The sequence below is a fragment of the uncultured Idiomarina sp. genome (genome assembly GCF_964010655.1).
Lineage (GTDB): Bacteria > Pseudomonadota > Gammaproteobacteria > Enterobacterales > Alteromonadaceae > Idiomarina > Idiomarina baltica.
This window is the reverse complement of sequence record NZ_CAXGLS010000035.1, coordinates 1-25130: the sequence shown is the minus strand read 5'-3', so window position 1 is coordinate 25130 and position 25130 is coordinate 1. Positions and strand designations below refer to the sequence as shown.

At 48.8% G+C, this 25130-nt stretch carries 20 protein-coding genes; 11 read left to right on the top strand and 9 right to left on the bottom strand.

Translation table 11 applies throughout. The features are described 5' to 3' along the window. The 7 genes from ABNS04_RS09210 to ABNS04_RS09180 form a co-directional block, all read right to left on the bottom strand. Positions 1 to 647 (bottom strand): gamma-glutamyl-gamma-aminobutyrate hydrolase family protein (locus ABNS04_RS09210; protein WP_348671381.1); only part of this gene is annotated, 647 nt, incomplete at its 3' end. Beyond that, positions 620 to 1615 (bottom strand): amidoligase family protein, encoded by a 996-nt coding sequence (locus ABNS04_RS09205; RefSeq protein ID WP_272977528.1) that lies wholly within the window; start codon positions 1613 to 1615, stop codon positions 620 to 622. The genes ABNS04_RS09210 and ABNS04_RS09205, both read right to left, overlap by 28 nt. Next, positions 1596 to 2993: a M28 family metallopeptidase gene (locus ABNS04_RS09200; protein ID WP_272977527.1), complete on the bottom strand. Its 1398-nt coding sequence runs from the start codon at positions 2991 to 2993 to the stop codon at positions 1596 to 1598. The genes ABNS04_RS09205 and ABNS04_RS09200 overlap by 20 nt, the downstream gene beginning before the upstream one ends. A 107-nt stretch (positions 2994 to 3100) precedes the next feature. Beyond that, entirely contained in the window at positions 3101 to 5020 is a 1920-nt protein-coding gene (locus ABNS04_RS09195; RefSeq protein WP_272977526.1) for a nucleoside-diphosphate sugar epimerase/dehydratase, read from the bottom strand. A gap of 157 nt (positions 5021 to 5177) precedes the next feature. After that, positions 5178 to 5927, bottom strand: coding sequence for an HNH endonuclease family protein (locus tag ABNS04_RS09190; RefSeq protein ID WP_272977525.1), 750 nt, complete (start codon positions 5925 to 5927; stop codon positions 5178 to 5180). Positions 5928 to 5982: 55 nt separating this feature from the next. Beyond that, the gene (locus ABNS04_RS09185) at positions 5983 to 8241 is read right to left on the bottom strand and encodes a putative inorganic carbon transporter subunit DabA (protein WP_272977524.1); all 2259 of its coding nucleotides are present in this window, start codon (positions 8239 to 8241) and stop codon (positions 5983 to 5985) included. Continuing rightward, on the bottom strand, positions 8238 to 9551 hold the full coding sequence (locus ABNS04_RS09180; RefSeq protein WP_272977523.1) for an NADH-quinone oxidoreductase subunit L: 1314 nt from the start codon (positions 9549 to 9551) through the stop codon (positions 8238 to 8240). The genes ABNS04_RS09185 and ABNS04_RS09180 overlap by 4 nt, the downstream gene beginning before the upstream one ends. 116 nt (positions 9552 to 9667) lie before the next feature. On the opposite strand from ABNS04_RS09180, the gene ABNS04_RS09175 reads away from it, so the two are divergent. Continuing rightward, on the top strand, positions 9668 to 10534 hold the full coding sequence (locus tag ABNS04_RS09175) for a LysR family transcriptional regulator (protein WP_272977522.1): 867 nt from the start codon (positions 9668 to 9670) through the stop codon (positions 10532 to 10534). On the opposite strand, the gene ABNS04_RS09170 is transcribed toward ABNS04_RS09175, so the two are convergent. Further along, a complete protein-coding gene (locus tag ABNS04_RS09170) occupies positions 10535 to 10702 on the bottom strand; it encodes a hypothetical protein (RefSeq protein WP_006955048.1) in 168 nt (55 codons plus the stop codon). 265 nt (positions 10703 to 10967) lie between these two features. Here ABNS04_RS09170 and ABNS04_RS09165 point away from each other — a divergent pair, with 265 nt between their 5' ends. The 9 genes from ABNS04_RS09165 to ABNS04_RS09125 all read left to right on the top strand — a co-directional run bounded on the left by ABNS04_RS09165 (position 10968) and on the right by ABNS04_RS09125 (position 23599). Further along, positions 10968 to 13076 (top strand): TonB-dependent receptor, encoded by a 2109-nt coding sequence (locus tag ABNS04_RS09165; protein WP_272977521.1) that lies wholly within the window; start codon positions 10968 to 10970, stop codon positions 13074 to 13076. Between the two features lie 38 nt (positions 13077 to 13114). Further along, positions 13115 to 14167, top strand: coding sequence for a GHKL domain-containing protein (locus ABNS04_RS09160; RefSeq protein ID WP_272977520.1), 1053 nt, complete (start codon positions 13115 to 13117; stop codon positions 14165 to 14167). Then, entirely contained in the window at positions 14140 to 14676 is a 537-nt protein-coding gene (locus tag ABNS04_RS09155; protein ID WP_006955045.1) for a response regulator, read from the top strand. Before ABNS04_RS09160 ends, ABNS04_RS09155 begins: the two co-directional genes overlap by 28 nt. A 108-nt stretch (positions 14677 to 14784) precedes the next feature. Then, entirely contained in the window at positions 14785 to 17094 is a 2310-nt protein-coding gene (locus ABNS04_RS09150; protein ID WP_006955044.1) for an EAL domain-containing protein, read from the top strand. Between the two features lie 69 nt (positions 17095 to 17163). Continuing rightward, positions 17164 to 19047: a methyl-accepting chemotaxis protein gene (locus ABNS04_RS09145; RefSeq protein ID WP_083773230.1), complete on the top strand. Its 1884-nt coding sequence runs from the start codon at positions 17164 to 17166 to the stop codon at positions 19045 to 19047. 97 nt (positions 19048 to 19144) lie between these two features. Continuing rightward, positions 19145 to 20293 carry a PepSY-associated TM helix domain-containing protein gene (locus ABNS04_RS09140; protein ID WP_006955042.1) on the top strand — a complete coding sequence of 383 codons (1149 nt, stop codon included), beginning with the start codon at positions 19145 to 19147 and terminating at the stop codon, positions 20291 to 20293. 1 nt (position 20294) lies between these two features. Continuing rightward, complete coding sequence (locus ABNS04_RS09135) at positions 20295 to 20774, top strand: hypothetical protein (protein WP_272978217.1); 480 nt, start codon at positions 20295 to 20297, stop codon at positions 20772 to 20774. 67 nt (positions 20775 to 20841) lie between these two features. Then, positions 20842 to 22194, top strand: coding sequence for a diguanylate cyclase (locus tag ABNS04_RS09130; RefSeq protein WP_006955040.1), 1353 nt, complete (start codon positions 20842 to 20844; stop codon positions 22192 to 22194). Between the two features lie 154 nt (positions 22195 to 22348). Continuing rightward, positions 22349 to 23599, top strand: a complete 1251-nt coding sequence (locus ABNS04_RS09125; protein ID WP_272978218.1) for a hypothetical protein — start codon at positions 22349 to 22351, stop codon at positions 23597 to 23599. A gap of 3 nt (positions 23600 to 23602) precedes the next feature. Here the strand turns inward: ABNS04_RS09125 and ABNS04_RS09120 are convergent, their stop codons facing one another. Next, complete coding sequence (locus ABNS04_RS09120) at positions 23603 to 24514, bottom strand: LysR family transcriptional regulator (protein WP_006955038.1); 912 nt, start codon at positions 24512 to 24514, stop codon at positions 23603 to 23605. 109 nt (positions 24515 to 24623) lie between these two features. On the opposite strand from ABNS04_RS09120, the gene ABNS04_RS09115 reads away from it, so the two are divergent. Beyond that, a partial coding sequence (locus tag ABNS04_RS09115; RefSeq protein ID WP_348671378.1) for an EamA family transporter occupies positions 24624 to 25130 on the top strand: 507 nt, incomplete at its 3' end.

The window sequence follows — 25130 nt, the reverse complement described above, 5'->3', positions numbered from 1 at the left end:
AACCACGCAAAAATGCGCCGTTCACTGGATAAGTAAAATAAATACTCAGGATGCCACTGCACGCCGATAATAGGACGCTCAGCATGCTCAGTGGCTTGAATAAACTCGTCCAAGTCCCAACCAACCGCCTGCATTCCGTCGCCCGGTCGTGTCACCACTTGATAGTGCAAACTATTCACTCGCAACTTACGCTGCCCCACTACCTGACGCAGTCTCGAGTGATGCTTTAACCAAACTTGCTTGGTCGGCAATAGACCCGGACGGTTGTAGGTTCGTTTACGCAAGGAGCGGATATTTTGGTTCAGTTCCCCACCCAACACGACATTAATTAATTGTGCGCCACGACATATTCCAAGCATCGGTGTATCGGTCTTTAACGCCCACCGAATCCACTCAATTTCTAATGCATCACGAGCCGGATCATAGTCACCATCCGGCTTTGCGCTTTGACCATAATGATTGGGGCTGATGTCATCTCCCCCACCAATGATCAGTGCATCGACATCAGCATTACGTGATACGTGATGCCTAGTACTCACGCGGATGGCTTTTGCGCCCAACAACCACAACGTGAGCTGCGTACACCACCATGAAGGAGACCAGCGGCGAGCATTGCCCGTTACCACCACGCGCGGTCGTTCAGCCATGATGCTACCCTATCGGTCCATGCGGATTCATCAACACCTAATAACGGCCTATCTGCCGCCAAAAAGGCATCCTTCCAATACGTCAGTGCAGCCGTGTCATTTGCTAACTGCTCGACCACCCACCAACTACGCCAAGCCGTGTCAAGTTGCCAGCCTATTCGCTCAATATGACAGTTGGGTAGACGAAAATGAAAGGTAGGCCGTGCACCCACTTTGGCATCGCCCACGGCTTTGGTTACAACCTCGGGCCGCCAATACGCAAAAAGCGGCAACATATCTAATGCGCGGTTACGGGACGCATTAAATTTGAGGTAGTCATCAATTAATTGCCCTTCACTGACCTCAGATTGCTGACACAAATGCCGAATGTACGCCTCAGGATACTTATCAATATAAGGGCTCATTTTACGGGTCGTATCAACCTTGAGCGCTTTAAACAACCACCACTGTAGCAACGAAAATGCCTGCAAATAACGCAATACATCGTTGCTGTCTTCACTCGCTACTTGAGGATTAATATGCACTCCGTAAGCAGCTATCCAAGATTCATCCGTACCTTTAGCACCCGCCTCTCTGAGTGCCTCAATAATCGGAAACAAACATTCACATTGCTGCAACGTCATCGGTGGGCAAACAATTTCCATGGGAACCATGCGCTCGGCCAAGGCGTGTAATTCTTCTAGCCAAATATGTTCAGCTGTACCACTGGTCGGCTGCTCTCGTGCGATACGTTTTAAATAACTCCAATCTAACTCAATATGAAAGGTACCGAGTTGTTCATGTTGGATACTGCGTTCGGCGAGGGATATATGATCGACTTGACCTTTGAGATGGGATTGCAGTACCTCGAGCGTCTGCTGTACTGATAGCCCACTGAATTCGATTTCGAAGCCAATGGTGCGCAGCTGACCAGAATCAGTTTCTGGCCGCTGCAACGGTTTAAATTGATTAGTTGTCGTCTGTGTCATCCTCGAACTCGATTGAGAACTCACCTGCTGGCCCCGGGAAAACCACTGGACTTTCGAATCCATCGGGGCTCACACTGGCAACTCCAAAAATGTAGTTATCAATCACTACGTTCTCAAGCGTATATTCGTTCACATCACCCACGTAGCGACTCCACTGCCATTGTGGCTCAGAGGTAAGACGCCAGTACACTTTGTAACCCATGACATTTTCTTCGCCACGCGCGTCGTTCCAGGTGAGTGTGGTCGACGGTTGCACGGCACCGCGAATATCTACGTTCTGCGGCGGTTCAGGCGCCCAGCTCATACCGGCCAATGAAACCGCATTCAACGCCGTTAACTTAGCCGCGTAATCAAAGTCCACACCCTCAATAGTGTCACCGTACTCAATCCCGTTCTCCGTGCGCAAGTCCTGATGCTGACGATTATAATTCTCGTTAGTTTCCATAATACGTACTCCCGGATACCCTAGGTCATTAAACGGTCGGTGATGACCACCACGACCAAAGCGATCCAAGCGGTAAACAATCATGGTATCTAAGTTGGCAATATAACGGTCAGCCATGGTATCGATATAGCGCGCTACATTACGTGAAGGCGAGTCATTTTCGCCACCATAAAACCGTCGCATGGTCGCCTCGCGATCGGTTTCATCCATTCGAGTTCCCTCAGCAAAAATGCGGGCGGTGGTGTTATTGATCACCCCATTGATACCTTCAATATTGCCAATCATGTCGTTATTCAGGACGGCCATGATGCGCCATTTATTTTGCTTTGCCTTGCGCGCAAGAATTTTACCACCGAACAAGCCTTGCTCCTCGCCAGACAGCGCCGCATATACTATCGAGCCATCAAAGTTATACTGACTGAGCACTCGCGCGGCTTCGAGCGTACCCGCCACACCCGAAGCGTTATCATTAGCGCCTGGCGCATCGGAAGTCGCATCCATCACATCGCTGACCCGCGAGTCAATATCACCGGACATCATCACATAACGGTCGGGATCCGTTGAGCCACGCTGAATCGCAATCACACTTTTTACTTCGGTCGCATCAGGAATACGATCTTCGCCCTCGACAATATCCGATACATACATCACTTCAAGACAACCACCACAGTCAGCGGAAATGCGTTGAAACTCTTGGTAAACCCAGCGTCTTGCAGCACCAATGCCACGAGTATCAGATTCCGTTTCGGATAAGGTATGACGAGTGCCAAAACTCACTAACTTACGAATATCCTGTTCAATTCGTTTAGCACTTACGGCATCGGCAATGTCGTGTAATTTTTGCTGGTCGTTGTACGTGATAGCATCTTGAGCCTGAACACCACCCGCCAATAGCAGACCAAGACCGAGAGTCACGGAGGAAAGTTTTTTCATATTGTTTTCACCATATTTGGACTGTATTTAACGATTATGGTGAGAAAAAATAGATTTGCAATCCCGCGGCGATGATTCCGCGAGACTGCAAGTTGTATAAGTGTAAACTAGTGAGGCTGTTGAGGCTGGCTCAAAGAATGTTTAATCTTTTTTGTGATCTGTACCGGGTAGTGCAGGTCAACACAGCGACTATCCGGCGTGTAGTCCAAAGGAGCGTCTTTTAAAATATCACGTAAGCGCTGTCCATCCATTTCTGCACAACACGCAATCACATCATTTAATAGCGACTCAACCTCCGTCCAAGCAAGCGAATGCTCAGATGCACGACGAATACGAGGGTGAGGAGTGAGGCGATCGGTATTGCCGATAATTAACTCTTCGTATAGCTTTTCGCCCGGTCGCAGCCCGGTGATTTTGATCTCGATGTCACCATGAGGGTTTTGCTCATCTTTAACAGTTAAACCCGACAACCGAATCATTTGTTTCGCCAAGTCATAGATTTTAATCGGTTCGCCCATGTCCAAAACAAACACATCGCCTTGATCGCCCATAGCACCTGCCTGAATAACGAGCTGGGCGGCTTCAGGGATAATCATAAAGTAACGCGTAATATCCTTGTGAGTGAGCGTAATGGGTCCGCCCTTCTTGATCTGTTCTCTAAATTTAGGCACAACAGAACCCGAAGAACCCAGCACATTCCCAAACCGCACCATACAAAACGCAGTTTTATGGGTCGTTTTAGCGAGTCCTTGTAGGATCAGCTCAGCCAAACGCTTTGTCGCCCCCATCACATTGGTAGGACGGACGGCTTTGTCGGTAGAAACCAAGACAAACTTCTCGACACCTGCGTCAATCGCTGCTTGCGCAGTGTATAAAGTACCCAGTACATTATTTCTCGCTGCCTGTATAATGTTCATCTCCACCATGGGGACATGTTTATACGCAGCGGCATGATATATCGTATCGATACGATGCGAATTCATCACCGATTTCAGGGTAATCTCATCTTGCACAGAACCCACAAATGGGAAAATAGCCACGTCTGGATAGGTTTGTGTGAGCTCTTCATGAATATAATACAGCGAAGGCTCTGACCACTCGTATAAAATAAGTGCCTTGGGCTTCTGTGCAGCAACTTGACGACACAATTCTGAGCCAATCGACCCTCCTGCGCCCGTGACCATCACCGCTTTACCGCGGACGTTCTGAGTCAACAGATCCATTTGCGGCGCGACCGCATCTCGTCCGAGCAGGTCTTCAATATTCACCTCGCGCAACTCATCAATTTTTGCATCCCCGGCAATAATATCGGCCATACCGGGAATGGTTTGTACAGTGACGGGTAAGTGCGATAGCATTTCAAGTGCGTTCCGACGTGTTGAACGCGATGCACTTGGAAATGCCAACAGTATCCGTTTGACGTCAAGCTTGTGCGTCAGTTCGCCAATTTTGCTGACAGGAAATACAGACAAGTTCTGTATCATTGCACCTTGCAACGTTTCATCGTCGTCGACAAAGGCAACCGCGTGATATTCACGCCCATGTATCAGCGCATGTGCCAGTTGGCGCCCTGCCTCACCCGCGCCATAAATAATGACGTTGTCTTTCGGTCGCGACTGCACCTGACGAAACACAGAACGCGCCCCAAAACGCGAAGCGGCGATAAAAATAAAGGCTGACAAACTATAAATAACAACAACGTTGAGGTTAACGCGAGCATCCATCAGCGCACTAAAAAGCACCAACGCCGAGGAAGAGGCGAGCATACCAAATACAACCGCTCGAAATGCTTTCGAACCGATATAGCGCGTAACTGAACGATAAAGACCTAATTTATAAAACAAAAATACTGAAGCTACGGAGAGCACAAAAGCAAAAGCAACATCGTTCCAATTGCTCGGCAGGTAGAACACTCGAGCATCAACACTCACGGCAAACCACAGTGCCAGCATAATGCCAAGCACATCAACGGTTGCAGCGACCACCCGCTTTAAATTTCTTGGCAGAGCCAAAAGTTGAACCAGCATATTACGCTTAATCCTCAATTCTCAAAAAATCCCTTTATGCAACGAGACGCTATTGTAAGCCGACACTTGGCTAAAATAAATAATAAAACCGTGTATTATGGATAGTATATCTGATTGTCTGATTTTTGCATTATTAGCACACAAAGATTTTCAATCATTAACGCTCTGCAACGGTTGTCTCCGCACAAACGCGTTGTCGCTGTGCATCGATACGTTGCCGCGCTGCAGCCTGAAACGAATAGATCCTGAGTACACGTTGAAATCGTGTTAAATATTGGCACTGAAATGCTTGATTAGGCGGCAGCCAGTCCATCGGACCCTGAGCGCCTTTACGACGGTTGGTACTATCATCGACGGCAAACAGATTAATAGGATCATTAGCAAAACGCTCACGTTGAGCGCGATCCCACCGATCCGCGCCATGCGTCCAGGCCCATTTGAGCGGTACTAAGTGGTCAACATCTAAGTCGTCCGCACTTAGGAATGAGCGTCCCGTATACGGGTCCAGCCAGTGTCCTCGCACCACACGACAGCCATCTTCACTCAAGGTAACCGCGACACTCGATAACCGTGCGAGTAACTCATGACGCGTGTTCATACAGTCGTCATCATCGTCTTTCCAACGTCCAAACGCCGAACGTTGATACGCTTTTACTTCATCTGAACGGGCAGACGCTGCCGGCTTATACCCTTTTGGCAATCGTCCGCCATCGGCTAAGCAATCTTTTAAATTGGGATAAGCGGTAAACCGCTTTGTGCGATCATAGTAGGGACTACTTGGCGTATGACAGATACCAGACTGGGACTGTTTAACAACATCGTCCACCGACGTCTGTGCACTCGCCAAAAAGCTATAACTCGTTAACCATAACGCCAGCAAAGTGATAATAAAGGGGGCAACACGCATGGGACAACGCCATAGTCCAGTGATGCCCCCCTTTTACGCGAACTGATTTGTAAGTTCAAGCGTACATTTGAATCAGCTGACCATCCTCCGCCAGTCGATACAAATAGAGCCATCGATTCTGAACCAATGGTTTAAAACTCGGACTCGCGTCCAGCGCTTGCTTGATCTGTGATTCTGTTGCCTCAACGACCACCTGAAGCCGACACGGCCGGTGCCGCCATTGCGTGCCATCCCAAACCGACTGCAATGACAGGCCGATACGCAGATCGCCACTGTTACCCTCAAAAACTCCGACATTTTGCGCCACACGGTTATGTAATAACTTATTACCACTACCGAGCCGCGTCGGTGCAGTCACCGACGTGAGATACTGCCAGTTTATCCAGTGAGCAACGACACCCGGAGCACTGATTAAGGCGGCCAAAATACTCGCATCAGGGTCCTGCTGGGCATCGTAATCGTGCAAAAACGCACGTCCGTCTAAGTCGATCGAAGCCGTACGTTGCCGTGACGCGATAATCATCATAAAGTTATCTGCCAGCCCCCATTCCGGTCGAACCTCGGCCCAATCACGCGTTTTCTTGAACAGACCAGCCAAACGGTTCAAACCCGAACGCGTTTGCGGATATTGCTTGCGGTCCCGAACCGCTTCACTCGCCTGTTCAAAGGCTTGCCTTACAGCGTCCGGAAACGCCTCACTGAGGGGCAAAATTCTATCCGTCACAGTCTCATGTAACCCCGCATAGAATCGCGTCCGTTCTGGAATATCAATGCCTCGCGTCGACAGTGCTTGCCGGATGTCCGGCTGATTCAACAACTGGCACATGAGTCGGGCATTAATGGCGCCACTCTGTCCCCCGCATGCACCACAATTCATCGCTGCGCGTTGCGGATTATTTTCATGATGCGAACTGTGTCCAACCCAAACAAAGTGATCTGCAAAGTGCGTAATCCCCAAACTGGTTAACGTACCCGCCAATGCATCAAGCAGCGGTTGCTCATTGTCGGCTAAATTGATAGTCAAGTCCGACTGCGGCGTGTCAGTCGCTTCCACCTCATTATGAGCACTAAATAAGCCAATGCCTTTCGCTAAACCGAGCACCTCAACAGCATTGAGACTTGAGGTTGGCGTGTCCAACAGTTCACCGATGGCTGTAATCGTTGCACTGGGGGTCGCCACGTCTTTCTCAGTCACCCAGAGTTGTGGAGTTAAGAGCCCGGGTAACTGGGGACGCCGCTGTCCTTGCGAGCGAAAGCCAATCGGTAGACCAAAAAAGCCAGCAACCCCGATACTGGCAACCCCAGGTTGGGCATCAAGCGCGCGTCTTAGCGGCTCAGATCGGACATCAATACAAAAAGCCGCCTGCATTGTAGGATACGCTTGCTGCGCGCCCTCAGATTTAGACGCCAAGCGATAATTGAGAAGCTGTTTATGCTCATAAGCACGTTGACATTGCCAAAGTATTTTCTGAGATTGCTCAACACGCTCACAATCGCGTTGGCAACGAGCCGCTTGTTGAGCAAAGCGTTGGCTGAGTCGATTAAATAGCTCAGTCGAAGTGTCCTTAGCCCACTGCCATAAAACGTAGTCCCATGCCAAACGAATGCCCAGCAGCGACAGCACCGGTTCAATATTATGGTGCGGCGCAGAAGGATCCCAATCACGGTAACGCAGCGCCGAGGACCACCCGAGGACATCGATCAATAGCGCAAACAAGTAATAATTCAGCGCATCTTCGCTGTAATGTCGTAACCAATCATCCGCCAACATGCGAAAAAGCGCATCGATATCATCCGGTAAGGGATCAAAGTAGTCGGGTAGCTGACTTTCTGCCATCAACGTTGCGATGCCTTTATCCTCTCGTACAACCGTCAACCAACCACGATACAAACCATTGTCGGGCTGTGATTCGTCGACAAACCGCTCAGGAAACTCGGTGTGTAAACCACAAAACTGACTAATTTGCAGTACCACCTCATCTTTCCAGAGCATTTTGCGCTGCCGTGCTTGTAGCTGATCGACAATGTCTGTGACATTAAACCAGCGCGGCAATCGTTGTGGCTCAGATAAACATTTTGTCGCATCCGTGGGCAGCATCTGCTCATCAAGATGACCTTGCAACAGTTGCTGACGATAAAATGCGCGGTCCATCACTAAATCGATATCTGACACATACTTCCAAATCGCTGACACGCGCTCGACGGGCTTGTCGGTAAAAAACCAGCATGGATTTACCGCAATCGATTCGGCGAGCGGCCACATCGGCGCAACGCGCGCACACTGCTGACGGGCCAGTTGGATAAACTCACTCATGATGCCGACTTCTCCTCATCTACTGAATCATAGCGATGCCGATCCTCAGGTCGTGGCCACAGCCATAAAGCCAAGCGCGTAAACCACTCATCGATATAAAGACCCGCGTTTAAACGAATAAACCAGCGCTGACTCACCGCATGAGCCACATGTTGTTCTAACCACCAATACAACGCGACCAGCATAATAAACCAAGCAGCAACAGCTAAATCGAGTCCAATATGCACCCGTCCATCTTGCATAATTTGGGCGGCAGACAGTGTCAATGCGGTGTAGATAGCCACCCAGACAAGCGCCAGCAGAATGCTCTTTGGCCAACTAAATTTATGCGCTTGTGACATCAATAAAGTAATAGAAAGGCTCAGTAAAACAGCCGCGGTCGGCTTAAAGTGCCCAAAACTAAACCACAACGCTAAGTTGATCATGACTAAACTGACCAGGAACCAGCCCAACGTCACCCAACTGTTACGAACCAACACATTATGAATGGGACGTACCGTACCCGATGATAAAAATGCGTAAGCTTTATATAAGGAGTGTGCGACCAAGTGCAGGAGCGCCAGACTATAGTAACCTAACGCGATTTCTAACAGCATCAATCCCATTTGCGCACAGGTGGACCATGCCAAACGAATTTTAATACTGATTCGAGTCGACATGATTAAAATGGCTAACCCGCACGAAACCGCGCTCAATAGGCCAAGTAACCAACGCGCCGCTTCTGCCTCGGTCAGCAAGGGCGCAAAACTCAGCAGCAAAAAGCCGCCCAAATTAACGATGCCTGCGTGCAATAACGACGACACCGAAGTCGGTGACTCGACAACTTGCATCAACCAGCCGTGAAATGGCATCTGAGCACAACTCAGCAACGCGGCAATGACCAAGGTTATCATGGCACCCAGTGGCACCACGCCCGTTGCCGAGAAGTAATCTAGCGTGCCCGAAAGGGTCGGATCGCCTGACCATAGATATAACTGAATAAAACTGACCGCCAACAGCGCTTCAGTGATGCGCGCCGTAATCATGCGTTTATGGGTTGCCAATACAGCGCGCGAGCGCTCCGGATAGAACAACAACAAGCGGTGCAAACACACGCTGATGCTCACCCAGCTTAACCAAAACAGAATAAAATGGTTGGCAATCAAGGTGACCGTCACGCTCGCTAAACAGCCAATCATCCATCCCATCGCGCGCGGTCGACTCGGCTCAAGCGCAAAGTTTCGCCAGGTGTACCGCAACACCACCCAACTCAACAAAGCCACCATCACCAATAACGTCACACGCAATTCATCGACTTGAATCCAGTTCAACGTGGTTGCTCCCCTCGTTCTATTTAACTGCGCCGTAGTATCTCGACTTGTCATAATTAAGTAAAATAGATATATACTATTATACTATTCTATTTAAAAGAACGATTGCCCTCACCATGAATTATCGTCATCTGTATTACTTTTGGTCGGTCGCAAAAACAGGTCATTTGACACACACCGCTCAACAACTGCATGTGTCGCAATCGGCGCTATCCAGTCAAATTAAGCAATTAGAGGAGTGGCTCGGACAAACTCTATTTGAGCGCGAAGGGAGACGATTAAAGCTGACGCAAGCAGGCTACATCGCTAAGCAATATGCCGATCGCATTTTCGCAGAAGGACAAAGCTTGGTCGAGCAACTCAAACAAGGTAAGACCAGTCAAACCAGTGTCGTACGTATTGGACACGCATCGACCATGTCACGTAACTTTGTAGAACAATTTATTGCGTCGCTCATGAGTCCTTCACCGCAACCCTTTCGTTTACACTCAATGTCGACTCATCAGTTGCTGACCGAACTTGCCGAACATCGGATTGATATTGCACTGGCAAATACCGATGTGGCGGGCCACGATGAAGATATTTGGCAAAGCCGTTTATTAGCGCGCCAGCCGGTATCGATTATCGGTGTGCCAGGCTTACCCATTCAATCACTCAGCGATCCAGCACTAAAGGAATGCGCCTGGGTACTCCCGCCAACGAGTGCGCCGTTGCGATCAGGGTTCGACATGCTAGCGACTCAGTATCAATGGGCGCCTCGCGTGATAGCCGAGGCCGACGATATGGCAATGTTGCGATTATTAGCGCGCGACGGTGGTGCGCTTGCAGTTATTCCCGATGTTGTGGTGAAAGACGAGCTTGATAGTCAGCGCTTACAACGCTATGTCACGCTTCCCAACCTATTCGAGCAGTTTTATGCGATTACCATTAAACAACCGTTCCAACATCCGTGGCTCAGCCGGCTGTTGGCGCGCTATGACTGATTAACGTGTTCGATTACGCACAAACTCACGACGTAACGCTTCCAACTCAGCTTTGGTCAATAGTTGCTGTATATTCCGCGTCTTCGGAGAATGACAATAACGCATGTGCGCTCTGTCCTTTAATGTCTCATCAAGTTGTCGGTTTATTGAGGTCCAATCGATAGTCATCACGTTATCCTCAGCCTAGGGAATTTCGCCGAAGGCTCTGAGCTATTCGGGGGGGTCACTCGAGCCGTTCAGCGATGTATTAACAATAGGTCTTGAATAGGTATTTAACAAGGTAGTTACGCGTAAAAGGTTCGTAAAGGTGAGTACCTACCAACATACCGTCTTTCTCATATTGGCTAGGTGCGACAATTTGTCGCATGGTCAAATCCCATCCGAGACGTAAACTAGGTCGAAAATTTACGTGTGACGCTAGGAAACCTTAATCATGCAATCGACGTTTAAAATGACACGCATAACGGCTTATCTCATTTCGGCACTCGCCATATTCAACAGTTCAGCGCAAACAACGGACGCACCCACCGAAGTCATAAAAATAAAAGGTCACGAGCCGCACGATGCGCTAGGCAATTTATCGCGCCAACTGAGCGAACAAGGCGTCGACTTTTCGGCCGCAGGCGGTGTCTCGGCGTTACCGGTGATGAACGGCATGATGGGCGATCGCATCAAAGTCATTATTGATGGAGCAGAGCTCACTGCGGCTTGTGCCAACCAAATGAACCCTCCTCTATCTTATGTTTCCGCCAACCAAGTCAAATCAACCCAAGTGATTGCGGGGCTCACCCCCGTCCGCAGCGGTGGCGACAACATCGCTGGCGTTATCAACTTACAACAAATGCGGGCACAGTTTGCCGATACCGAAAGCCTCTCTTGGCAACGCGGTTACGTCGTGGGTGAGTATCAAAGTAACGGTGACCAATGGCTTGCCGGTATCGGTGCGCATTGGGCGAGTGACACTTGGTCTATCGATTATCAAGGCGCTTACGAGCAGTCAAAAAGCTACGATGATGGCAACGGAGATAAAGTACTCGATACGCTTTATGAGTCACAAAATCATGCGTTGACGATGGCATGGCGCGATAGTCAGCAACAACTGAGCACCAAAATCACAGCGCAAATGATCCCGTATCAAGGCTTTCCCAACCAATACATGGATATGACAGATAATCAAAGTCTGGGCGCACATATTCAATATCAGCGTGAACTCGCCACAGGCGGCCAACTGACCGGCTATGTTAACTGGCAGTCAGTTGAACACGAGATGGGCTTCTTCAGCCCAGAAAAACCTGGCATGATGCCAATGGTGACCGATGCCACCGATCGCAGTTACAAACTTCATTGGCACTTGCCAACGCAACAGATAGGCGCATATAGCAGTCAAATCACGTTAGGTCATGAACTGTTCGATTACCAATTAGATGATTACTGGCCAGCATTGGCGGGTTCGATGATGATGGGTCCAAATCCGTACATCAATATTAACAATGGACAACGACAGCGCATCGCCGTATTCGCCGATTCTGATACGGATATCGCCGACAACTGGGTGTTAAATGCCGGTATTCGCATTGAACATGTACGTACCGATGCCGACGAAGTTCAACCCTACAACGACAGTCCAATGATGGGGATGCCGAATGTCGACGCTACGGCGGCAACCGCCTTTAATCAGGCAGACCGAGAGCAAACAGACAACTTAGTCGATGCGACCCTGGCAACAAAATATACCATCGATCCGCAGCAAAGTTTGGAGTTGGGCATCGCTCGAAAAAATCGTGCGCCTAATTTATATGAACGTTACAGCTGGGGTCGCGGTGTCATGGCTACGACAATGATCGGCTGGTTTGGCGATGGTAATGGTTATGTGGGTCGTATCGACTTGCAACCTGAAACGGCGACAACATTAAAAGCAACCTACCAACGTGACGATGCTAACAACACCTGGCAATTCAGTGTCAGTCCTTTTTACTCACGCGTTGATGACTACATCGATGCCAACGTTATCGATACATTCAATCGCGGCACCCAACCTAGTACGGCACGCAATATTCTGCAAATGACCAATGTCGATGCCACTTTAAAAGGTATCAGTGCACACTACACCTATCGTTGGACCCAGGTACTTGGTGCCGATGAATGGCAGTTACGCTCGTCCGCAAAATACACCCACGGTGAGCAAGCCTCGGGTCGTGAGCTGTATCAGATTCAACCACTCACCATCCGCGTTGAGCTGAGTCAACAGTGGGGCCATTGGCGCCAAACAGTCCGCGTTGAACACGTTGAGCAGAAAGATCGTGTCGACCAGCAGCGCCTCGAAAATCGTACCGACGCCTATCAGGTTGTCGATTGGCAAGTGAACTACACTCGAGCAAACTGGCAACTTAATCTCGGTATCACCAACCTACTTGATGAATTTTATCGACAACCATTAGGCGGCGTGAGCATCGCAGCGCAAAAAGCCGGACAAACTCAAGGCTTCGAGAATGTGGCTGGCGCAGGACGCTCAATTAACTTTGGCGTTCGTTATACATTTTAAGTAAGCTGATACATCGCTAAGCGTTACCGAGATAACTGATGATCTTGCTTCTCTATATGGCGGCGCTACGTAATCGCCGCCTATCATTGCTGGGTATGTTTGCGTGCTTACTCGTTGAAATCGTCCTGCTCAATTTACTGATAGCCTTTAACGGGGCCGCAAGCAACCCATTCAGCGCGGTGTTATTAATTCCGCTCATCATGGCGTGTGTTTGGCTGCCCCATGCAGGTGCCGTCGCCATCGTCGGATTAAGTATCGCCGCGCAATGGACGCAGTGGCAATTTACTCACATGGATACGAACCATGCACTATTGGCTCACGCGCAAGGCATGTTAGTCAGCTTTACTATCACCAGCGTGTTAATCATGACGGTGGTGTTTTATCTACGCCATCGTCTTGCCCAGCAAGAGGAAAAATTACATGCTTTACGCGAAAAACAATTGCGAAACGAGCAACTACTCGCCATAGGCACAGCGGCAGCACAACTGACCCATGAACTGGCAACCCCGACACAGGCGGCGCAATGGTTACTTGAGGAGGGGGTAGAGAAAACGCAACCAACGCCAGCATGGCTCAGCGATCTCAGTGCACAGCTCTCGCACATAACACACAAATTGACACAGTGGCGGCAGGTCACTGATGACGTCCGTCACCAACGCACGGTGGCGGTGAACGCGCGTGAGTTAGCGTCAGAGATTCAACATTTAATGCAGTTGGTGCGACCCGAGGTTGCAATCAACTGGCATATCGAGGCGCAACTTGACACACTTAAAGTCAATGCTGATCGTACGTTGTTACCCGCGCTGAGTAATGTAATTGTCAACGCGTGCGATGCTCAAAAACGTGTCAATGATGAGCCCGTTAGCGTCTCGTGTAGCCATAAAAATAACACGCTATTCATTGAAATCCGTAATGCGGGTCATACAGAAAACCTCAAGCAACTCGGCCAACGTTTACTACCGAGCAGTAAAGGGCACGGCGCAGGCGCGATTATAAGCAATGCAACGCTCGAGAAATTTGGCGGCACTTTACGCTGGGAACACGTTAACCATGAGGTAATCACTTGGATCACGCTACCGTCATCATCATAGACGACGATGCGAGTTATCGTCGTGTGTTACAGCGCAGACTGGCACAAAAAACGAGTTTCGAGATACTCGCCTTTGCCTCGACGCAAGCGGCACTCGCCGAGCAGACGGCAACGCCGTGCCACGGCATTATTCTCGACATGATGCTGTCAGATGAGTCAGGTCTGGATGCAATTACTCGACTTAACCATCACTTCTCGCCCGCTCACTTAATCATGCTGACAGGCTACGCAAGCATTGCCACAACCGTTGAGGCGATGCGGCGCGGAGCGACTGATTATCTAGCCAAGCCCATCGAACTTAATGCGCTTATTCAACGGTTGATGCCTGAGCAAACGTATCACAGCGACGTTGAAGAACAGACCACGCTGACACCGGCACAGCTCGAATGGGAGCACATTCAGCGAACCCTCCTCGCTCACCAAGGTAACATCAGTGCCACGGCCAAAACATTGGGCATGCACCGCCGCACATTACAACGTAAGTTACAAAAACTTTCGCCGCGTCGCTGAATCGACAATCGACTAGACTAGACATTTATACATTTTGTTTTATATTTGTTAGTCACTAAATATAAAAATACGCTAGTTATTATATTCTAGGTATTAGAGGTGTGATTTATGTCATCGTCGCGTGCATTCACGTTACATCAAACCGGGTTAATGAACTCTGTCTCGGAGCGCGCTTTCGATAATATCGCCTACTTAGCCAAACTTATCTTCAACACCGATATCGTTTTAATTTCTCTCATCGATGACGACCAACAGTGGTTCAAAGCCAAAATCGGGCTTTCACTATGCGAAACACCCGTTGATATCTCAATTTGCCAATTTACCATTCAAAGCGACGAACCCTTTATTATTAATGACGCGCTTACTGACAGTCGCTTCGTCAATAATCCGTTGGTTACCGGTTATCCATACATTCGCTTCTATAGTGGCATTGCACTTCACGCGCCCAATGGTCAGCGCATCGGGACACTATGCCTCATTCATGGCGCGCCACGCACAATCAGTAGCCAAGAGCTTAAGATCCAGCGCCATCTGGTGCACATGATCGAGTATGAAATCATGCGCCGCTCACAAGCCCCGGTGCAAGGTACTGTTCAACCGAGTCGCCTCAACGAAGTCATCATCAAGGCACAACACCTGTTGTTGACCAGTCACAACGACAAACTGACGTTCGATATTCTGCTCGATGACATACTCAAACTCACCTCCAGCGCATTCGGGCTGATCGGGGAGGTGCTCTACGAGGATAACAGTCAACCCTATTTAAAGGTACATAGCCTCACCAACATTGCCTGGAGTGCCGAGACAAATGCGCTGTTTGAACGTAATAAAACCGATGGACTTGAGTTTCGAAACCTCGATAACTTACTCTGTAAACCGCTTGTAACCGGTGATGTCGTCATTACTGATAACGCTATCGAGGACAGTCGTTCAGGCGGAACACCTTACGGCCATCCGCCAATCAAAAACTACGTCGGGATTCCGGTTTATTCGGGCGAGACCATGGTGGGTTTAATCGGCCTTGCCAACGGTATCAACGAGTACACCAGCACCTTCGTTGATTCACTGCATGCGCTCATCTCTGTCGTTGGGGTATTAATTGAGCGCAATCGGATGGTGCAGGAACGCAAACAATTTACCGTCAGTTTGCAATATGCCGCCTACCACGATGAACTCACAGGACTGCCCAATCGACGCAAACTCGATCAAGAAATCAAATCACTGACGCACCGGCAACAACCCAGTCAATTTTCAGTCTGCTACATCGACTTGGATAGTTTTAAGCCCATCAATGACAACTACGGTCACGAAGTCGGCGATAAAATACTTAAGTTAGTTGCCAAACGTATCAAGCACCTAATTGGCACTCAAGACTCTGTTGCCCGGATCAGCGGAGATGAGTTCGTTATCGTCCTTAACGCGCCAGCGAACGACACAGATTATCAAAAAATAACCGATACCCTTGCTCAACCCTATGCCATCGACGATATCATGATTAATTTGTCAGCAAGCATGGGCGTGGCGGTTTACCCCAATGATACACAGCATGCGGACCAACTCATCCGTTTTGCCGATCAGTCCATGTATCAAGCAAAAAGCGAAGGTAAAAACCAAGTCAGTATACACGATGCGAAAAAGGCATCGGCGCGAGAGCACAAGATCGAACTTATCAAAGAGCTCATGTACGCCATTGATGATCGACAAATTGAATGTGTCTACCAGCCCAAGTTTGATATGAACACAAATACTGTGGTCGGTGTGGAGGTACTGAGTCGCTGGCGTCACAAAAAACGCGGCTTACTGATGCCCGGCGCCTTCATTCCTCAAGTTGAGGGCTCACAAGCGGCTATCGCGCTCGATCATTATGTACTTAACGAAGCGCATCAGTTACAGGCCGTTTGGCGGCGTTCCGGTCGAGACCTGAATCTCAGCGTGAATATCGGCGGTGATTACTTTACGAGTGAATTATTTAAGCGTCGTCTCGAAGCAATGGCAGAATCCAACACTGGGCGAAACAATGGCATCACGCTGGAAATACTAGAAACCACAACCATCGACGATCTTGATGAAGCAGTAGAAATACTGAACCGTTGCCATGAGTGCGGTTATCGCACCGCGCTCGATGACTTTGGTACGCACTATTCCTCACTGACGTACTTTAGACGCTTACCGGTGGATGAAATCAAAATCGATCGCAGTTTTATTACCAACCTCAAGCCAAATACCAATGACGAGGCGATCGTCGAGAGTATCATTTACCTGTCACGACGCTTCAATCGCGACGTAGTGGCAGAAGGTGTCGAGACTCAAGAGCAAGCTGATCATCTGCAAGCACTGGGCTGTCATCTGATCCAAGGTTACTTAATTTCTCCCCCTGTCAGCTTAGAAGAATTGAACTACAGCATGGTTTTGTCATAAAAGTTTCATTTAAATCCTTATAATGAACGGTCGATAGTTATAAAATACTCAACCCTTAGACCTATCGCCATGCGTCGTTCACTCTTAGATAATGGGATTTCAATGTCGATTAAGCAGAAGTTATACCTACTCGGCACCGGGGTTATCGTTGCCCTACTCGTGTTAATGGGAATATTTCTTTTCTCCCAAGCTCAAATCAAAACCATCAACAACGCCGAGCAGCAAAAGGCAAAGCTCAGTCACCTCATCAGCGAGCTTCGTATCGCCGAGAAAAATTTCTTGCTCGATAGCGACCTCAAATACAGCGAATCAGCCAAGCAACAAATTAACCATATTCAAGAGACTCTGAAACAACTCAAACAGACCGTTGATTATCCCACGGTCTTGAGCCGACTAGAACGCATCGAGACGACCGTAAGTGAGTACCAACAGCGTTTTTCAGCGCTTGAGCAGGCGATGATAGAACGCGGTTTAACAAGAAAACTCGGCGCTTACGGCGCATTGCGCGAGGCGACCCACCAACTCGAGGCGGTGCTCGACAAACGCGACGATAACAAGACCTTAGTGACCCTGCTTCAACTTCGACGCTCAGAAAAGGACTTCATGCTGCGTTGGGAGGATGACTATGTCGCAAAAGTAACGCGAATTGCTCAGCAGCTTAATAGTCAATTGGCTGGCTCGACGGCAGACCAAAGCAAGGTCGAAGGCTATTTAATACAATTTAATCGCTTTGCTGACTTATCACGAAAAATAGGCTATACGCTAACCGAGGGGCTAAAAGGCAAGCTCAGCGCGCAAAGCGATGAAATAAATAGCGAACTGAATGCGTTAAGCCGCGATCTCAATAAAAAGCTACTCCAACAACAACGCCAGGCGACATGGCTGCCTATCGCTATTACTGTATTGATTATCACACTGATGATAGTCATGTTGTATTGGGTGACCCGGTCAATCAATAAGCCACTGCAAACGTTGAAGTCACAGCTCAGCCATATTCAAGCAACGAATGATTTATCGCTGCAACTCGATAAGCACCAAGATGACGAATTTGGAGCCGCCGTTGATCATGTCAACCAATTGCTCGCTTACTTCAGACGGGTCATAGCAAACATCCGACAAACAAGCAGCAATGTCGGTGAGCTTTCGCAGCAATTATCAGCCACCGTCTCCCATTCATCAAACAAAACAGAACAGCAAAACAGCGAAATCGAACAGGTCGCAGCCGCCGTCAATGAAGTCGGTTCAACCGCACACACCATCGCTGAGGATGCTGAGAGTACGGCTCAGCAAGTCGATGAAATCGCGCAACAAGCCTCAACCGGTCGCAGTGTGATTAACTCAGCCGTTGAAAAGGTCAACTTTTTGGCCGAGCGCCTTGCCAACAGCAACCAACACGCGTCAGAACTGGCGAAACGTAGTCAAGGGATCAGAGACATTGTCGCGGTCATCAATGGTATCGCTGAGCAGACCAACCTGCTGGCACTCAATGCCGCAATTGAAGCGGCACGCGCTGGGGAGCAAGGGCGAGGCTTTGCCGTAGTCGCCGATGAAGTGCGTAGCTTGGCTCAACGTACCCAAGAGTCAATTAACGAAATTGAGCAAATAGCAACACAACTAACAGAGCAAACATCCGTTATTGTGAAGTCTCTGGAAGAGTGCAACGAACTCGGCGATGACAGTCGCCAAGAAGCAACCCGTTCAGGTGAGCTCTTTACCGACATCAACACACAATTAATGAAAGTTAACGATCGGTCCGCATCCATTGCCACCGCCGTAGAGGAACAGTCAAAAGTAGTCGATGACACCTCGCAAAATGTTGTACGCATCAAAGACGCAACCAATGACATTTTGGCGGATGCACGCACCAATGCAGAGACAGCCGAGCAACTAAGCCGCTTCGCGCGCGAGTTAGGCGATTCCGTTGCACAATTTAAGTGCGATTCAGGTCACTAGGAATTCCTCATTTTTCATTAATATAGCCAAATACATTTGATAATTGTTCTTATTAGCAATATCATTCAGGCCATGTTAATGAATAATGGAATGCCCTATGACGCAAAGGCAATGGTTTAAACTTCACGGGTGGTGCTCGTTACCGATATGGATTTTGTTCTGCTTTATCTGTATCACGGGCACCATTGCGGTATTTAGCCACGAATTAACCTGGCTGTTTAACGAGAACGCTCGCGCCTTAAACCCGGACGACCTCGCCCCTATTGCCATGTCCGAGCGCGTCGCCGCGGTTAAAGCCTTGTATCCATCCGCACACATCACCACCGTCATGACGTTCGAGTCCTACCTCACCAACGCGGTGATGTTCTCTGCCGACTCCGTTCCAGCAGGCATTGCCTACGTTAATCAATACACAGGCGAGGTACAGGAAATCAACCAAGGCATAACCTTTATTAACTTTATGCGGTCATTACACGGTTGGTTACTATTCCCATGGCAGAGTAGCTACAGCGTCGGCTACTACCTTGTATCGGCGATGTCATTCGTGATGATGGGCGCCTTAGTCAGCGGCTTGGTTATCTACAAACGTTTTTGGCGCGCCTACACTCAACCTAAGATTCGTGTAAAACAAGGCAAAAAGTCGATCCTTTCCGACTTACACAAACACGCAGGCGCATGGTCTATCTGGTTCATCATGATCATGAGTTTAACCGGCCTGTGGTACTTTACCCAGCAAGTGCTTTGGCATGCCGATATTGATATTGAGCCCCATGCCCCCGTCGTGAATATCAACGACGTTCCCTTAGGTAAAGCGCCAACAGAACCCAAGGTCAGCTTTGACCAAGCTATGCAGATTGCCCAAACACAATTCAGTGACCTACAACCCAGTTATGTCATGATGCCCGAGCACAATCGAGATATGTATAAAATCATGGGGGGTGGTGACTACATTTTCTATGACCAATATGCGTATCGCTTAGCCATCAACCCATGGACGGGCGAAGTCGCACAGGCCGACTCGCCTGCCAACATGTCGACCCTACAAACCGTCATGCATGTCGTCGATCCACTCCACTACGGCACGATCGGCGGACTTTGGACTAAAGCGATTTGGTTTATATTTGGTCTTATCTTATCAGGGATGTCGATCACTGGGTTTATGATTTGGAGCTCAAAAATAGTGCAGGCAGCGCGCGCTAAAAAAGCGGCTAAGCGTGAGCAAAAACTGTCAGAGCAAGGAGCTTGATATGGCGCGTTTGAAGAATACATTTTGGCACCGTAATAAATTCAAGTTATCGGGGTTGCTGCTCATATTCCCCATTTATTTTCTCTATGAGTCGTTGCAGCCGCCTGAGTTTCCCGAAATATGGGAATCAAAGTCCGTGGGACAGCTCGAGCTGGCGTTGCAGCCAATGAACAACGAACCGCCCTACGCGCACCATGAAGACTGGGTGAAAGATTTTTCAGTTTGGGTCAATGATGGCGCCGTCAAAAATATCCGCCAAGCCTATATCAATATTGGCCCACGCCCATTGCCATTGAACCAATTGGAACAAGACGATGTGGGTATTCTACACGGCAGTGAAAGCTTACAACATGTGCATGCGATTGCATCGCCAAACTTCTCGGCGTCCGACAAGGTCTGGCTAACGCTGCAGAACTGGGATGGTAGTCAACATGTTCAGTCCTGGTCATTACCGCCACAATGGATAGGCGAACAAATATAAATTGGACTAGCCAACGTCGCTCGTTTTGATTACTCTGCGCATATAACCTATTGGTGGAGTCATCCAGTTGCGCATTGACCGTGTGTTCCGAAAGCTTGCGAATACGCTCCCCTTTATGATGGCATTCGTGGATAACGAACGTCGCTATCAGTTCGTCAACGAGCGCTATGAGCAGTTTTTTGACGTCAAGCTCGACGAGCTTAAAGGCAAGTTGGTCGCCGAAGTGCTCGGTGAGCGATCTTACAAGCGTATCTCGCAGATCCACTCACGTGTTTTGGCCGGTGAGGATGTATCCTTGCGAGAAAAAGTCACGCTACGTAATGGCCGCGTTTTACAACTTGAGGTCAAGTACGTTCCCAACCAAAACCAACGTACGGGAAAAACAAACGGTTTCTTCGCAATTATTAACGATGTTACCCACTATGCATCGGCTTCCGAAGTGTTACGAGCGGTTCATGACGTAATGAACAAACAGTCCGTCGGGCTGCCCACTGAGCGTATTAACAAGTTACTTAAGCTCGGCTGTGAATACTTAAATACCGATATCGGTATTGTAAGCCGCGTGATTGATAATGAGTACACCGTAAAATACGCGTGGTCCACCGGTGATCCAATTCCCCCGGGAACACAGTTTGAACTCGGTAATACCTACTGCTCAGTCACCTTGGCGGCGAGTGACGTTATTGCCACACGTCACGCCTCAACGAGTAAGGAATTCAGCGGACACCCCTGCTATACCGCTTTTCAATTAGAGACCTATCTCGGTTTACCAATCCGTATCAACGGAAAAGTGTGGGGCACGCTCAATTTTTCCAGCAAAACCTCGCGTGGCACACCCTTTACCGATCTCGATAAAGAACTCATGGGGCTCCTCTGCTCGGCCATCGAAACGTTGATTATCAACAACTCAAAAACCGATAGGTTAGAGCGCCTCGCCTATACCGACTTCCTCACTGGACTCAGTAACCGCTTATTCATTAATGAGTTTTTTGAGCGTTTGGTCTATCAAAATCGTGAACGCCTTAACCATTACTACTGCGTATTAGTCGATATTGACCACTTTAAACAGCTCAACGATCAGTTTGGTCACGATGCCGGCGATAGTGTATTGCAAGCGGTCGCCATTGAGTTCACCGATAGTCTACGAAGTGATGATGTATGCGCCCGCGTTGGCGGTGAGGAGTTCATGTTACTTATCCACGCTGACGACAAAGTCGATATCGCAAATATCGTTGAGCGCCTTCGTAAGAATATAGAAAACCTAAAAATAGAACATGATGACGAAATCATTACGACGACGGTATCGATTGGTGTGACTAAATTACAAGAGCAAGACAGCTTTAACCTTGCGTATAAACGGGCTGATAAGGCGCTTTATCAAAGCAAATCAGACGGTCGAAACTGCTGCCGTTGGAACTAACATTAATTTTTTCTTAACTTCTGTGATCTAAAAAACGTAGTACTCACTAAACTATTACTCAATCGTTCTTAAAAATCGTAAGTTCAACAAGCTTTTTTAAAGTTGTTCAAAAAAAAATCGAACAATAAGAAGCGCTTTAACTGAGTATAACAAGATGGCAAAACTAACCTCTTCCTCTATCGTAGATATTCTCGGTGCCATTATCGCCGATGAACTTGGACGTCTGCGCATGGGTGATGAACAACTTTGGAAAGGTCGACAGTGGCAATCTAACACCCAAATAGTCTTTGCCAGCAAAGCAACGGGCGATGCACAAGAAGTCATCGTTGACTCGTTTGAATGGATGTCCATTGCTAGCCGCGTCGTTGAGTTTTTTCAGCTCGACAGCAGTGGATTAGAAGATTACCTGTTGCGTTTTTCAACGTTACAACAATGGGCAGAGGTAATAGAAACGAGTCGAGAAGATCATCGACTCGATATTACGTTTTGTTCCTCGGGTTCGGTCGCACAGGTGTCACATCACCGCCATGATTGGATGGCGTTGCTTGCCGAAGCGCAATTTTTCGTCGATTTTATTAAGCGTCATGATGTCGAAATTGAGCGCGTCGTTAGTTTTGTACCACCGCACCATATCTACGGTTTTATCTTTTCAGTACTCATACCCGAACTTCTGGATATACCGGCCGTAAGAGGCCTCAAGGCGTTTTCAATGACCCAAGCACAGCAGCTTAAAAACAATGACCTGCTGATTGGGTTTCCCGCCGCTTTTGAACAGTTTGTACAGATGGACACGGCCTTTCCCCCAGCCGCCAATGCAGTCTGCTCAACGGGGCCCTGCGCACCTGCAGTACTAAGCACACTGACTCGTAATGGACTCAACAGTGTATTCGAGGTCTATGGTAGTACCGAAACTGGGGGCGTTGGTATTCGTAACGACCCCAATCAGCCTTACCAACTGTTGCCTCGCTGGATCAAGCAAGGCAAAGAACAATTAATGGATAATCTCTCGCGCGAACTCATTGATTTACCCGACAGCATTCAATGGCATGGCCCCGGCTTATTTGAGCCGCTAAACCGCAACGATGAGGTACTTTCAATCTGCGGAAAGTCAGTCCATCCAGAAGCTATCGCTGACGTAATCCGTCAACATCCCAATATCAGTGATGCACGGGTGCGGCTTAATCATGCTCAAGAGAGCCACTCCCTCAAAGCACTGCTGATAGCCGACCCAGAGCAACGCTCAGGTCAGGCAGAAACGTTGATCGCACAAGTGCGTACGTGGCTTGCCGATAAGCTTGAACCGCATGAGTTACCTAAACGTTTCGCTGTGCGTGACTCAATTCCAACCAACGAGCTCGGTAAAGAGATCGATTGGGAGTCACAGCCCGACCTAATGCGTCGTTAAGCATTACGGTGCACTGATGGCTTGTTGCGACTGACACAGTTCAACAAGCCAGTCTCTCAAAACTTGAATAGAACTGCGATTGGAAAGCGTGCTCGGCACCACAAAATAAAAACTGTCCCCCGTTTTAAGTCCATGCATAGGTAACCTGACTAACTCTTGCTCACGCTCCCGCTGGGTCGTCATAAACTCATTCAATAGCGCGATACCGTGGCTATGTTTAGCCGCCTCCGCTGCCAGCAATAAGTGGCTAAAATGATGCACCTTGGCACTGCTGGGTAATCGCACACTGCCCTGCTTGAACCACATTTTCCAATCATAGCCGGGCGTTGCATGGGCAAACGTATAAGTTGCTGAGAGTAATGGAAAGGCGAGTAAGGCACTTGGGTCGCGCAGATCGTTTAGCCGCGCCCGAATGTCGTAAGAGCAATACGGATATAAATATTCGTCGTACAAGTGGGTCACTTCAAAACCGCTCTTAGGGGGTTGTGTCGTTATAAAGCAATCCGCTAACGCGCGTTCGAACCCACCATCTTCGGTGAGCATGGTTAGCGTTAAATCCACATTTGGGTAGCGTTGCCGGAAGCGATCAACCGCTGGGATTAACCACTTAACCGCCAGTGAACCATAAGAAGCAAGGCGCACGAATCCTGCATCACCGTGCTGAAGTTGCGAAAACTCTCGCTCTATTTGCGCGAGCGGCTCCTCGATATTTTGGTAAAAGGCTTCCCCCGCTGCGGTGAGCAACAGTTGTCGCCCTTTCCGAATAAACAAAGCTTGCCCTAACCGCTCCTCCAACAGTTTAATTTGGTGGCTCACGGCGCTTTGCGATACGAATAACTCTTCAGCGGCTTTAGAAAAGCTGCCACGGCGAGCTACCATGGCAAAATAATGGATCGCTCTAAAAGGTACACTCATACATTAATATCTAAATTACTCATAGCTACTAGATTTTAATATCATTTTTAATAATATCAAACACACTTTATCCTAACCCCATCTTCAACAACTCATCAGGGGGTTCATCATGGATAAAGCGTTAATTGCTGCAGTGTTATGGTTGGTGTTAGGCAATAATGTAGCGATTCTATCCGACTCACTGATTAAGATGTTGGATAGCTTCGATGCGCCGTTTCAATTTGTCTTATTACGGCAAGTCAGTGCGATACTCATCCTTCTGCCATTTATCAAACTGCGTGGCGAAAGCTTGGCACCCAAAGGTTTGCGTTGGCATGCAGCGCGCGCTCACATTTGGCTGTTCGGCACCGCCTTGATGGTCCTGTCACTCACTACTCTGCCGCTTGCTACCGCCAATGCGTTATTTTACGCAGCGCCCATGCTGACGGTCATCATCGCACGCATGGCATTTAAAGAGCGCGTTACGTGGCACAGTACCGTCACTGTCGGGCTCGGCATGCTGGGCGTGTTGGTCATTGTGAACCCCACTGAATTTAACCCATTTGCTGTCGCGGCGTTACTAGTGGCGGGGAGCTTGGCCGTTAATAACCTACTGATCAAGAAGCTACCGCGCGAG